This window comes from Sporosarcina sp. NCCP-2331 (assembly GCF_023707945.1).
Taxonomy (GTDB): Bacteria; Bacillota; Bacilli; order Bacillales_A; family Planococcaceae; genus Sporosarcina; species Sporosarcina cascadiensis.
The window spans coordinates 78,871-92,172 of sequence record NZ_BRCD01000014.1; the positions used below are offsets into that span (position 1 = coordinate 78,871).

General features: G+C 42.0%; 11 protein-coding genes. 2 read left to right on the forward strand and 9 right to left on the reverse strand.

All coding sequences use genetic code 11. The features are described 5' to 3' along the window. Window positions 1-400 precede the first annotated feature (400 nt). The 7 genes from NCCP2331_RS10060 to NCCP2331_RS10090 are packed head-to-tail and all read right to left on the reverse strand — an operon-like array spanning window position 401 to window position 8,294. The gene (locus NCCP2331_RS10060) at window positions 401-2,203 is read right to left on the reverse strand and encodes a helix-turn-helix domain-containing protein (RefSeq protein WP_251670418.1); all 1,803 of its coding nucleotides are present in this window, start codon (window positions 2,201-2,203) and stop codon (window positions 401-403) included. A gap of 21 nt (window positions 2,204-2,224) precedes the next feature. Beyond that, window positions 2,225-2,884 (reverse strand): DUF1028 domain-containing protein, encoded by a 660-nt coding sequence (locus NCCP2331_RS10065; protein WP_153722618.1) that lies wholly within the window; start codon window positions 2,882-2,884, stop codon window positions 2,225-2,227. Further along, window positions 2,881-3,861 (reverse strand): ABC transporter ATP-binding protein, encoded by a 981-nt coding sequence (locus NCCP2331_RS10070; RefSeq protein WP_251670420.1) that lies wholly within the window; start codon window positions 3,859-3,861, stop codon window positions 2,881-2,883. The genes NCCP2331_RS10065 and NCCP2331_RS10070 overlap by 4 nt, the downstream gene beginning before the upstream one ends. Next, window positions 3,848-4,846 carry an ABC transporter ATP-binding protein gene (locus NCCP2331_RS10075; protein WP_251670423.1) on the reverse strand — a complete coding sequence of 333 codons (999 nt, stop codon included), beginning with the start codon at window positions 4,844-4,846 and terminating at the stop codon, window positions 3,848-3,850. The genes NCCP2331_RS10070 and NCCP2331_RS10075 overlap by 14 nt, the downstream gene beginning before the upstream one ends. 16 nt (window positions 4,847-4,862) lie before the next feature. Then, the gene (locus NCCP2331_RS10080) at window positions 4,863-5,699 is read right to left on the reverse strand and encodes an ABC transporter permease (RefSeq protein ID WP_153722621.1); all 837 of its coding nucleotides are present in this window, start codon (window positions 5,697-5,699) and stop codon (window positions 4,863-4,865) included. A gap of 18 nt (window positions 5,700-5,717) precedes the next feature. Then, window positions 5,718-6,662, reverse strand: a complete 945-nt coding sequence (locus tag NCCP2331_RS10085; RefSeq protein ID WP_153722622.1) for an ABC transporter permease — start codon at window positions 6,660-6,662, stop codon at window positions 5,718-5,720. Window positions 6,663-6,716: 54 nt separating this feature from the next. Further along, complete coding sequence (locus NCCP2331_RS10090) at window positions 6,717-8,294, reverse strand: ABC transporter substrate-binding protein (protein WP_251670425.1); 1,578 nt, start codon at window positions 8,292-8,294, stop codon at window positions 6,717-6,719. Window positions 8,295-8,469: 175 nt separating this feature from the next. Between NCCP2331_RS10090 and NCCP2331_RS10095 the strand changes: the two genes are divergently transcribed. Further along, window positions 8,470-9,594, forward strand: coding sequence for an amidohydrolase (locus NCCP2331_RS10095; protein ID WP_251670427.1), 1,125 nt, complete (start codon window positions 8,470-8,472; stop codon window positions 9,592-9,594). A gap of 429 nt (window positions 9,595-10,023) precedes the next feature. On the opposite strand, the gene NCCP2331_RS10100 is transcribed toward NCCP2331_RS10095, so the two are convergent. Next, window positions 10,024-11,481, reverse strand: a complete 1,458-nt coding sequence (locus NCCP2331_RS10100; RefSeq protein WP_251670429.1) for a methyl-accepting chemotaxis protein — start codon at window positions 11,479-11,481, stop codon at window positions 10,024-10,026. Window positions 11,482-11,679: 198 nt separating this feature from the next. Here NCCP2331_RS10100 and NCCP2331_RS10105 point away from each other — a divergent pair, with 198 nt between their 5' ends. Further along, on the forward strand, window positions 11,680-12,378 hold the full coding sequence (locus NCCP2331_RS10105; RefSeq protein WP_251670431.1) for a YjjG family noncanonical pyrimidine nucleotidase: 699 nt from the start codon (window positions 11,680-11,682) through the stop codon (window positions 12,376-12,378). A 148-nt stretch (window positions 12,379-12,526) separates the two neighbouring features. On the opposite strand, the gene NCCP2331_RS10110 is transcribed toward NCCP2331_RS10105, so the two are convergent. Next, the gene (locus tag NCCP2331_RS10110) at window positions 12,527-12,913 is read right to left on the reverse strand and encodes a hypothetical protein (protein ID WP_251670433.1); all 387 of its coding nucleotides are present in this window, start codon (window positions 12,911-12,913) and stop codon (window positions 12,527-12,529) included. Window positions 12,914-13,302 lie beyond the last annotated feature (389 nt).

Consider the following 13,302-nt stretch of genomic DNA (forward strand, 5'->3'; position numbering starts at 1 on the left):
ATTAAGCAACTTTTCTTCACCTCAATTCTTGAAAACGCTTACTAATCTAACTTATCGTATAAAATTTTATTTGAGTTGTCAATATCATTTTAATATTTTGCATATTTTTTTAAATTACGCATCGTGTCAGAAGAAGAACTTTTTTTGACTACTCTCAACCGACTTATGAGAATCATTCATGGGAGGAATTCATTTTTGAACGAAAGACGTTGACTGTTGAAAAATAATCTATAAAGTACCTGTGCGAAAACAAATATGAGAGTTTACACGCACAAGATTGTTTTTTATACAGGTACTCAAAACGACGTCATTAAAGCTACTATTTCAGGTTCATTTTCCTAAGCTTTGTATGCAGTTCCTTAACAATATTTAGAGGTCATTGATTCCTAAGTCATTCAAATCAATCATGCAAATAATCATAAATTTTACATGCCAATTGAACATCGAACCACTTTTCAGGATCTGTCAGCATAATGCCTAACGTTGTTTCTATTCGTTTCAACCTATAATAAAGTGTATTCTGATGGATCATTAATTGATCTGTTGTGAGCTTCAACGCTTTATTATTCCGCACATATACACGCAATGTCCCCAGCAGCTCTTGGTTCGATTCAGTAAGCAATACACCTAAATGATCTGTTAAGAATGTTTCCAATTCAGTACGTTCCAAGTCCAATAATATCCGGTTGATGCCACCATCTGAAAATAGATGAACTCTTCCTGTTTTCTTTTTTCTTAATAATGACAAGCTTTTTTCTGCGTCTTCAAAGGACTTTGGAATATCATGAAAACTGTCATATACTCTTCCTAAACCAATAAAAACAGGCCAGTTCATGGAACTCAAATATTTTGAGAGCTCGGTCAATGAACTCCTGGCGCTCTCTTTTCCTCCCGATTCCGGAAAAGAAATAAAGGCAATGATTTGCTGATCCCGCTGTGTAACGATCCCTTTAATATGATGAAATTCTAAAGCTCCCTCAATCCACTTCATCCATTTCTCACGTTCGTATCGACTATCGTTTGGATTCTTTTCTAGTTCACTGCAAATGAGCGCTACATAGAAATCTCGGGGCATGAGCCCTAAATTTTTAGCTTGCTCATCCAATTGACTGTCATATGCACCCAACAAAACCTTTTCAAATAACTCACCATAAATCATTTGCTGTGCTTCTTTAATCGAGTGTTGCTTAATCATTTCAAGAGACAGTAAAGAAGCTCCGTATTCCAGCAACATTCGATTTACTTGGTGAATCTCTTTCTCTTCAATAAATGTCAACAGAAACCCAATGACGGAATCCGATCCAACAATCGGTATGATAATGATCGATGTACCCTTTTTGTCATTATAAACTTGCCATTTTTTCGTAGCAATCACGTACTGTACTTCTTTTGTTGAAATCATTCCAGGAGGAAGTTGTACAGGAATCGATTGGCTTGGAGCAATCAAATTAAACAGATCATCATACAACATTATCGGTGCCTGTACGTATGTCTGTAAAGCGGACACCATTTCGGCAATCCCCTTCTTCTTGTTGCTGAGCATCGTTAATTCATTATATAAATCTGCTGTTTTCTGCTGTTGCTCATGTTCTTTATGTAGGGCGATGGTCGTTAATTTAAGTTCTTTCTCCAAATAACGCTCTTTTTCTTTCGCTAAATGGAATCTGTAGGACATCGTAAGAACCGGAGTAAACATTTGAAGCGTTTTTACAAAGTCCCCCGGGTAATGTGCCAAAGGATCATGTCCGCTCATCGTTAAAACACCCACCGCGCCATGATCATCCATCAGTGGTAGCGCGATAGTTTGATTGGGATACTCCGCTGCAATAGTGGATTGGATGTAGTGCGATAGATTGGAAGGGGTCATTGTACGCATCGCTTTAATCACAGCTTCACGCGTAATGAGAAACTGGGGCTCTTTCATTTGATAGGCCAATCCTGTAATTCCTTCGCCCGTTTTTAATTGTGTTTTACGATAACTTTCTTCTGAATAGCCTATGGCATATTTTACGATCAACTTATTTGTTTTCCCGCTGAATATAAATAAGAATCCAGAATCGAATTGTGGTATTGCACCAATCATTTCATCTAGAATTTTTTTCAGAAATTGATTTTGTCCCACTGCATTTAAAATGGCTGACGTAGCGGAACTCAGAACTTCATATAAGGCATTATTAGGTATATCCGTTTTGGAAGTGTTCACATCTGCCCCGCCCTTTCCGTTCTATGTCAGTCGGATACCCGCTTCAATCGTTTCCACCCATTCATCATATCGATCAATCAGCACATGCTTGTTTTTCAAATAAATTTGTTCCAATTCGAGAACCGGCTCTTCCGCGTCGTCTACCCGGAAGTCTACATATGGATATCCCTCCAAGGCAACCACTTTGAGTATGGCAGATTGCTTACCTCGGCGATCGCCGCCCATTTGATCTCCCTTGACCAATGCGGCCAGCAGCTTATCTTGTAATTTTCCTTCTGTATTTTTAAATGCATATTCCATGGCGCCCAGCATTTCTTTATTTGCAAGGAGATTTCCCAAAATAGCATAATGCTCTCCAATTATATGGCCCTTCTCTTCATCGTTATCAATTCCAGTATACACAGCGCTATTGCCAAATCGGTCTACAACCGCTAATTGACGTAATTCTCTTCCAGGGTCACCATGGAGCAATGTATTGAGCGTCGCATTCGCCGTGTGGCCATCACGTAAAAAGTGCATGCCTTTTCCACCAAGCGACGGATTCACCCAACCTTGTGTAGCGATAATTCCTACGTCTGCTTGAATAGCAGGTGAATGTGCGCCTACAGCCGGAAAACAAGAAGCGATTGCAGCTCCAAAATTACCTGTATCAGGACAACGTGCAATGATTGAATACGTCATAATAAACTCTCCTCTACTAGATGACACGCAACAAAATGTTCCGGTTCTACTTCTCTTAGCTCTGGAATCGCCTGTTTGCAAATGTCTTGCGCCAAAGGACAACGCGTATGAAATTTACACCCGGCAGGCGGATTCATAGGGCTCGGAATATCTCCGAATAATTTTATGCGATCCCGTGAAATGGTTGGATCTGGTATAGGAATAGCTGAAATAAGCGCTTGCGTATAAGGATGTAATGGTTTCTCATACAAACGTTCGCTTGAAGTCAATTCTACAATACCACCTAGATACATCACAGCAATCCGATCACTAATATACTCAATTACACTCAAATCGTGTGCGATAAACAAATAAGTCAAATCAAATTCATCCTGCAAATCTTTCATCAAATTAATAATTTGTGCTTGTATGGAAACATCCAATGCAGCAACAGGTTCATCCGCTACAATGAACTTCGGATTTAACGCCAATGAACGCGCAATTCCAATCCGCTGACGCTGGCCGCCAGAAAATTCATGGGGATATCGTGTCAAATAATCCTTTGGAATACCTACCGCATCGACAAGCTTCAATAAACGCTCTTTCCTATTCTGAACTTTATACGTTCGCAACGGCTCACTAATCAGCTCTTCTACCGTCATTCGTGGATTGAGCGAAGCATAGGGATCTTGAAAAATCATCTGGAAATCTTTACGTTTAGCGCGCAATTGTTCTTTTGAATACTCCAGCACATTTTCACCTTCAAAAAATACGGATCCTGACGTCGCCTCCATTAATCGTAGAAGCAAGCGCCCTGTAGTGGATTTTCCACAGCCGGATTCACCGACAATTCCTAGTGTCTCTCCCTTATAAACAGTAAAAGATAGATTTTCCACCGCACGAATGATTTCTTGTTTTTTATTTAAGAATGAACCGCCTAATGTAAAATGTTTCGTTAGATTTTCCACCCGTACAAGCTCTTGATTATTGGTTTTCATCTCCACCCTCCTCGTTAAATAGAAGACACGCTACTTGATGTTCAGTTTGCTCTTTTTTTAAAGCAGGTTGAACGGATCGGCATTTGTCCATTACAAAAGGACATCGATCTGCAAAGGCACAGCCGCTTGACAGATGATGTAAATTGGGTGGCTGTCCCGGAATTGGTGTCAATCGTGTTTTATCTCCGAGTTTTGGAAGCGAGGCCAGCAGTCCTTGTGTGTACGGATGTTTAGGGTTTGAAAACAACTCCACTACAGATGCCTTTTCCACGATCTTCCCCGCATACATAACTGCGACTTGATCACATATTTCCGCCACTACTCCTAAATCATGTGTAATGAGCATAATGCCTGCGCCCGTTTCGTTCCGCAAATTCAGAATTAGCTCTAAAATTTGAGATTGGATCGTCACATCCAGTGCAGTAGTCGGTTCATCTGCAATGAGAAGCTTCGGATTCCCAGCAAGAGCCATCGCAATAACTCCGCGTTGTCTCATTCCACCACTAAACTCATGGGGATATTGTGCAGCCCGAACTTCCGCAGAAGGAATCCCTACGCGCTTAATCATTTCAATAGCCTTGACCCAAGCATTCTTCTTGGAAAACCCCTCATGTATCATAGGTACTTCCGCAATTTGATTGCCTACTGTATATACTGGATTCAATGATGTCATAGGATCCTGCGCAATTAAACTAATTTCCTTCCCTCTGATTTTCTGCATCTGCCGCTCCTGTAATTTCAGCAAATCCTGCCCCTCAAATAGAACTTCCCCGTTTACCTGTTCACTTTTCCTACTGCCGATTAATCGTAAAATCGATTGTGAAGTCATACTTTTCCCAGAACCTGATTCACCGACAATGCCTAAAATCTGTCCATGATCGATTGTAAAAGAGACATCATCAACCGCCCGTACCAATCCCCGATCTGTACGAAAAGAGGTAGTCAATGATTTCACTTCTAATAACGGTTTCTTCACTTCAGGCATAGTAGTTGACCTCCTTTTAACGTTCATTTTTCAAACGTGGATCCAGTGCGTCACGCAATCCATCTCCCATAATATTAAAACTCAGTACAGCCAGCGTAATTGCTACACCAGGGAATATGGCAGTCCACCAAGAAATCTCCATCCAATCTTTTGCCTCACTCAACATAATGCCCCATGAAGGCGTGTCTGGTGAAACCCCTAATCCCAAGAAACTTAATGCCGCTTCGGCTAAAATAGCAAAGGCAAACGAAAGCGTAACCTGCACGATCAAAGGCGCTAACGAATTGGGCAGTATATGGCGAAGCATGATTTGAAAAGAATTGACCCCCATTGAACGTGCTGCCTCAATATATAACGAATCACGAATACTAAGGACCGCGCCGCGAGCAATTCGAGCGAAAATTGGAGTATAGACAATACCAATTGCAATCATCAAATTCGTTAGGCTCGGTCCCAAGATCGCCATAATAACTAATGCCAGTAGAATATCCGGAAACGCGAACAACACATCCGTAATCCTCGATAGCACTTGGTCAATCTTCCCGCCAAAATAGCCTGCGACAATTCCGATAATCGTTCCAAAAAACAACGAAAAACCAACTGCTATCAATCCAACCTTCAATGAAATTTGTGTTCCATATAAGATTCGGCTGAAAATATCACGTCCGAACTGATCGGTTCCAAACCAATGTTGACCATTTGGCGAAGTAAGCGGACTGCTCGAATCCATGAAGTACGGATCATATGGCACAATCCATTTTGCAAACAGAGCCACAACCAGAATGAGGGCAATGAATAGAAAGCCAACGAACGCAAAGCGATTTTGCTTAAATCTTTTCCAAGTATCTTTCATACGTCATTCCACCTCATCCTAACTGTATCGAATTTTTGGATTGATTAAGGCATAAATGATATCCACTGCTAAATTAATCAATACAAATGCACTGGCAATAAATAGAATTGTTCCTTGCAGCAAACTGTAATCCCGATTGGAAATTGCCTGCAAAGCAAGTTGCCCAATACCCGGCAATGAAAAAATTTGCTCAATAATAATTGAACCACCCAGTAAATATCCTGCTTGGATACCCAGCACAGTCACCACCGGAACTAAGGCATTTCGCAATCCGTGTTTCCAGATGAGACGAGAATTGGTAACGCCTTTCGCTTTTGCCATTTTCATATACTCTTCGCCTAACACTTCCAGCATTGAAGAACGTGTCATCCGCATCGTGACGGCTCCCACAGAAGTCCCTAGTGCAATACCAGGCATAATCATCGTTTTGATATTCGCCCAAACACCATCTGAAAGAGGGACAAATCCACTGGAAGGCAACCAACTTAAATGAAGAGATAAATATAAAATCATCAATGTACCAAGCCAAAAGTTCGGAACCGAAATACCGAACATTCCAAAAAAACTGGCTCCATAATCAACAGGTGTATTTCGCTTCAATGCTGCAATCGTGCCCAGTGGAATCGCGATTAACAAAGCAAAAAGTATACTAATAAAACTGAGTTCCAGCGTAATGGGAAGACGTGTAAGAAGTATGTCGAAAACCGGTTCATTTGTCAGGGAAGAGATTCCCAAATCACCTTTTACTACATTCATGATCCAAAGACCATATTGGACGATGATCGATTGATCCAACCCATACTTTTGTCTAAGGATTTCTGCTTGCGCTTCATTGTAATTCGTACCGAGCATAGCCGTTACAGTATCTCCAGGCACCAACCGCACCATGAAAAAGGCCAAGACGGATATACCGAACAACACAGGAATTGCAATGAGCAAACGACGTAAAATATATGTAAACAATTAGACACCTCCTAGTTTGAAAAGGGATGAGCAGACTCATCCCTTTTCCGGTGATCAGCGATCAATCCATGTAGTTTCCAAAGACTTTGTAGTTACTGTAGGATTCACATCAAAACCATGTACACCATCCCGTATCGCCGATGCATGCTGATTTGCATATAAGAATATCATCGGTGCGTCATCTACGATAATGGATTGTGCCTTTTTATAGATGTCATATCGATCGTTCTGTTCAGCTGTCTCCCTGCCTTCTTCCAATAAACTGTCGACTTCAGGATTGGAGTAGGCTTGTTGGTTAAATACTTCATCCGTGTGGAAGATGTTGTATAGGAATTCATCGGGATCGACAAACCCTACCCAGCCGACTATGGACATCTCAAAATCTTTTTTCCCTAACGCGTCAAAGAAAATACTGTCTTCCTGCTGGAGAATTTCTACATCGATTCCAATTGGCTTCAATTGTTGTTTCACCACTTGTGCCGCATCCACTTGTGCTTTGTTTTGACCGACTTTCAAGGAAATGTCAAAACCATCTTCATAACCTGCTTCTTTTAATAATGTTTTCGCTTTTTCAATATCTGGTTTTGAGTAGTTATCTAACTTCGCATCTGCCCAATGACCTTCAGGAATCGGACCGCCTGCCAAGATCGTTGCTTGGCCAAACTTCACCGCCTTATTCATTGCCTCCCGATCAATGGCCGTTGCAATGGCTTGTCTTACAGCTTTTTCTTTTAAAGGACCCGCTGTCACATTCAACCCAATATACTCCCAATATGTACCGGTCACGGGCTCAACCGATAGACCATCCGATTTTGAAAGCAACTGAATATCTTTCGGTGACAACTGTAAAATTACGTCAATTTCATTATTACGGATTGCAGTCGTTCTAGACGTCTCGTCCGGTACAGCTTTCCAAGTAATCTGATCTAGATAAGGCAATCCTTCTTTGAAATAGTCTTCAAATTTCTCCAGCACCATTTCCTGGTCTTTCTTCCAATGGACCAATTGGAACGGACCACTGCCTGCATCCACATTATCCAAGCTGCCGCCATTTCCTTCGACAACTGATTGATTGACGATTGCATTCATCGGATACGCAAGAAACGTTAAAAATGGAGCTACTGGCTTTTTCAGATTAATAATTACAGTTTGCTCATTCGGTGTTTCGATGGTCTCTATATCTTCGAACTGCGGCGCACGGACAAGTTGTTCAACAATCCGTTCAATCGAATACTTCACATCCTGCGATGTCAGATCATCACCGTTATGGAATTTGACTCCGTCATGCAAGGTGAATGTGTAGACGGTGCCATCTTCAGAAATCTCATAATCCTTTACTAGATCCCCTTCAATTTCACCGTATGTGCCTTCTTTATATTTAAAAAGCGTGTTGTACATATTCTCGATGTAATGCATCGATTGAGCATTTGTTTCACTATGCGGATCTAATCCCTGTGCATCATTGAGATCAACAATCGACAATGTGCCGCCTTCTACTGGCTCTCCGATACTTTCTTTTTGACTTTCTGAATTCGGCGTGTCTTCTTTCTTCGGTGAAGACTCTTGATTACCTGAACACCCGGCAAGCATCAACAATAAAGCAACCCCAAGCAATCCTACGAACCTCTTCATTACATCCCACTCCTTTTCAAGTTGTCTAACTATTCCAAGTTTAATTGATGGCGTTTACGAATAATATAGAATTTCTCCCAAAAGTAAGCGTTATCATCTTGGAAGATATTCTAATCATTATTCGCTCCTAGTCGTTTAAAATGAAATTCATACAATAAAAAAGGAGGAATAGACAATGCTGCTTGTTAAGAACGCACTCGTCTATAAAGGCTTTGGAACTCCATCCATAGAAACGATTGCCATTGTGGAGGGCAAGTTTGCGGATCCATTTGAGGAATCGCAACTCGAAAATGCCGTAATCGATGCAAAAGGAAAAGTGATTACACCAGGGCTTATCGACGTCCATACACATCTCGGCATCAATCAACAAGGCGTAGGCGAAGCCGGGCATGATTTCAATGAATCCAGTTCGGATACAACTCCTGAAGTGAACACAATCGATGCCATCACAATGAGGGACAGCGGTTTCGAAGACGCCCGCCGCGCTGGCGTCACAACAGTCCAAGTCATGCCGGGAAGTGCAAACATCATCGGCGGGGAAATGGTCGTCATCAAAACAGCCGGAACCGTCGTCGACAAATGCATTGTCAGAAACCCATCCGGACTCAAGGCAGCTATGGGAGAAAATCCAAAAGCGTATCATCGCCAAACAGTCCAGACGAGAATGGGCATCGCAGCCCGACTGCGCGAACAGTTCTTGAAGGCAGATTATTACGCCGCACAAAGAAAAGCAGGAAAATGTCCTCCAAATCTAGGACTAGACCATATCGTAAAAGTATTACATCGTGAAATTCCTCTACGCGTCCATGCACACAGAGCTGACGACATAGCGACTGTTCTACGAATCCAAAAAGAATTCCAAATCGAAGTCTCAATTGAACATGGAACAGAAGGACATCTAGTCACAGACCTGCTGGCCGGTAGCAATATCCCGGTAGCAGTCGGTCCCACCATGTCCACCCGGCCAAAGTTTGAATTAGCCGAACAAACTTGGGAAACTGTTCGTGCACTTGATGAAGCAAACATTTCAATTTCACTAACAACAGATCATCCCGTCGTAGGTATCGAACATTTAATGACAAGTGCTATCCTTGCGATTAAAAATGGATTAACAGAAGAGAAGGCATTGCAGACGATCACCTTAAATGCAGCAAAACATTTAGGGATAGCGGACCAAGTGGGTTCAATTGAATGGGGAAAAGATGCGGATTTTGTTATTTGGAATGGAGATCCCTTTGATTTGAGGTCTGTTGTGGAGAGGACTTATATTGGTGGAGAGTGTGTGTATGAAAAAGTATGAAGCTCCCGCATAGTTTAGATATTTGAAATTTTGAACACGCTCTCTATGCAGGGAGCGTGCTCATTTTTTCGATTTTCATATTGCTTACAAAATTGGTCAAGCCGTGAAAGAACATACCAATGGTCAAATTAAGATTATTAAAGAAGTGACCGAAGACAGATGTGCCCTACAAATCATGTAATTTTGTATGTTTTTTTCGAAAACAACGTAAGCGTGTATTAAGTAAAATGACTTATTAAAACGAACAAGAATCTGCAGCTGAGTAGTCGCTTGCGGATTCTTGTTCGTTGATAATGTTCTAAATAAATAGTAATTGTTCAGGTATTGGTATCTTTCTATGATGAATAGGTGTCCCAACTTGCGAAAAGCACTCTAAACTGGGTGAAAACCATGTACCTTTGTTGGATAACCCTAATATTCTCCCCTTAATTACAACGAAGTAACCTTCCGGGCCGTACTGTCCATCTCTTCTGCCACAATCCGGCTATCAGCAGTCAGATTGTCGATGATTTTGCTCATTTCCTGCAAGTTAGCGGACGTCTCTTCGTAAATTGCCGCAAAATTATTTGTGGAGTCTTCGATTTCCGTTGCCTGCTCAATCATTTCAGTGGATGAGGATGAGAACTGGACTAAGCCTTCATCCAGATGCTCAAGTGTCGAAGCGATCTTTAGAATCTGATCAGAAACTTGTTCCGTCGTCAGCGCATTTTGTTCAATCTTCTCGCTGCTCTCCGTCATTTTTTGGAAAGCGATGCGATTGCTGTCGTTCAGTTCTGACAAGTTGGCTGTGATTTTTTCGGTCGTTTTATTCGTCACGTCTGCCAATTTCCTGATTTCATCCGCGACGACCGCGAATCCTTTGCCTGCTTCCCCGGCCCTCGCAGCTTCTATGGACGCATTGAGCGCAAGCAGGTTCGTCTGTTCTGTGATTCCTTTGATGATGGCGGCGAATTCATTCGTCTCATTCAATTTATTGGATAACGAGAGGTAGGTCTCATGCAGCTGGGCGATATTCTCCTTCAGCATCAACATATCAGCTGACAGGACATCGATTTGCTCTTTGCCTTCCACTGCCACTCCGTTCGCTTCGCCTGATTCCCTTTTCAATTCATTTGCTAAATTGAATAAAGAAGTCATGCCATCTTTCATGGACACCGTATTTTGCGCAATGGTTGAAATCTGACCAGCCTGCGACTGACTGCCCTCCGCCATTTCCTCCACAACGGATACCATATTGTCCTGTGACGTCATATTTTGCTGAATGCGCACATTCATTCCTGAAATATTTTCGATAATTTCCAATGAATTCTTTTCCAAAGCCGCTTTTTCGTTTTCCTGCCGTTTTGCATCTTCCGCAAACTCCTGCGTAAAAGCCGCAACCTGTCTGAATTGCCCGGTCGTCAGCCGCATAATAGCAATGAACATGAACCCAAGCAACAAGTACAGTAAAAAGGCATAGCTGAACAGTTCCCCGACCATTTGGTCAGCGCTCGTCATCCGGTTGACGATCAGCAGGATCAAGCCGTATACATAACCGAAAAGAAAAGGCTGCAGCTTCAACTGGACTGCCGAGAAGATGGCAAGAAAAATACTGATGATGACCGCTTTCATGCCACCGTCGAATAAAATAGTTCCAATTAAAGCAAACGTAAACACATTGAAAATAGCCGTGTAAGCATACCATTCCGGCTTATTGAATAACTTGGAAAATAGAAAATAAAATCCGACCACGCCTAAAAAATCAAGACTGTATAAAATAACAGTTCCTGTGTCATTAAAAGCAATAGCCTGCATAACCGCAACGAACAGCGTGATGCCCATCGTAATCGCCATTACCTTGTTCTTTTTCAAAGTATCTTTTAATACTAACTCCTCAATTGACTGCATGATGCGCCCCCTTAAACTTCATTTCATATTCCTATATCGGTATAATTTATAATTTCTAAAGACATGGGTAATATGAAATGCAATTCTGTCAAATCATTAAAAGAACTGGGAGGTCATAAAGTCGCAGTATTTGATTTAGGAACCGTTCCTCTTCCGTGGTATACTAGTAATAATTGCAGAAAAAAGGAGTCTTTCTTTATGTCATATGAGTTATTTTTATTTGATTTGGACGATACGCTGTTTGATTTTGGTGAGACGGAGAAGCATGCGCTCGGCAATACATTTACCTCTTTCGGTTTGCCGGACGGCCTGGCAAAGTACCGCGCCAGCTACCATGCCATCAGCTCGGTCATTTGGGATGATCTTGAACAAGGACGCATAACGCTTGAGGAGTTGAAAGTGGAACGTTTCCGGCGGTTATTCGAGCAGCATGATCTAACAATGGACGCACAGCATTTCGGAGATCTATATATTGAAAACTTGGGACGCGAATCACATGTCATCGAAGGCGTACCGGAAATGCTTGCAGGGTTGGCAGATTCCCGGTTGGCCATTTTAACGAACGGCTTCACACTCGCCCAGCTCGCCCGCATCGCCGGCTCCCCGCTGCATAATACATTCGAGGCCATCATCTGCTCCGAAGAAACAGGCTTCAAGAAACCGCAGCCTGAAATCTTCGACTATACATTTAAAAAACTCGGCATCACGGACCCTTCCCGCGTACTGATGATCGGCGATTCGCTGACATCGGACATACAGGGAGGCATTAATGCCGGCATTGATACTTGCTGGTTTAACCCGGACGGCCGTGTGAACAACACGGCGGTTCAACCAACTTATGAGATTCATTCATGGGAAGAATTTAGTTTTTTACGCAAAGCGGCTGAAAGTTACTGATTGAGGAATGAGATAGAAGGAGCATACGTGATTTAGCTGCCCTCTTAGTTGAAAGGCAGCCATTTTGCTGTTGATTAAGTTTGTCGCTTATAACAGCTCAACATTGTATACAATTCCAAATCGTGTCTGAATTGTTTTGCACGACTTTTCACAGGCCCATCAAAATCCACGCCACACGACCGGTCACGACTATCAGGAACAAGAATATTACAATGAATAGACTTTTAAGAACTATAGCCAATAAAGAATCGTCATAGGTTCGCATGGATTTGCACAAAGAAATACATACGATAACCGAGAGTACAAATGAAAGGATGACAAGCACCAGTGGGATAAATAAATGAATAAATGGATTGTAGAGATGTTCTACATTTTCCAATTGAAGTAAGCCTCGAAACATGTCTTCCTCAAGCCCGCAGATATCTTTGCCTTTAATAGGCTCCAATAGTTTATCCGCAACCAACCACAGCAGGCTTACCAAACCCAATCCTGCTGTTGTCAAAATCAAATCAACATGGTCTGTCCTTTTTTCCAAGTCGCTCTCCTCTTTTCTTTCAGTTCATCAAATATATGTACTGTGAAGAGGAAGTAGGACTAGTTAGGTTAGGATCTTTTAGAGATTCATTTAGGCGTGAAGATTTATTTTTTTCATAATCTTTATTTGTGTGGGGAACCGGCAGCTTTAATCACGCATGAAAATCAACCGTGGTCAAAATTCATGGTTGGGATGCAGGACGCGTACTCAATAATAAGACACCGCTTCAAAAACGATACAGGGCGTTTTGAAGCAGTGTTTTCACATCTAAACCTTCCCCAATTCATCCACAAAAGCAGGTTTTCCTCGATAACTGTTCCGGAGCTCTTCCACAATCTCCTGCTGCAGCTGTTTTTCCACAAGCTTGCCGTAGCACCAGATTAAAAACG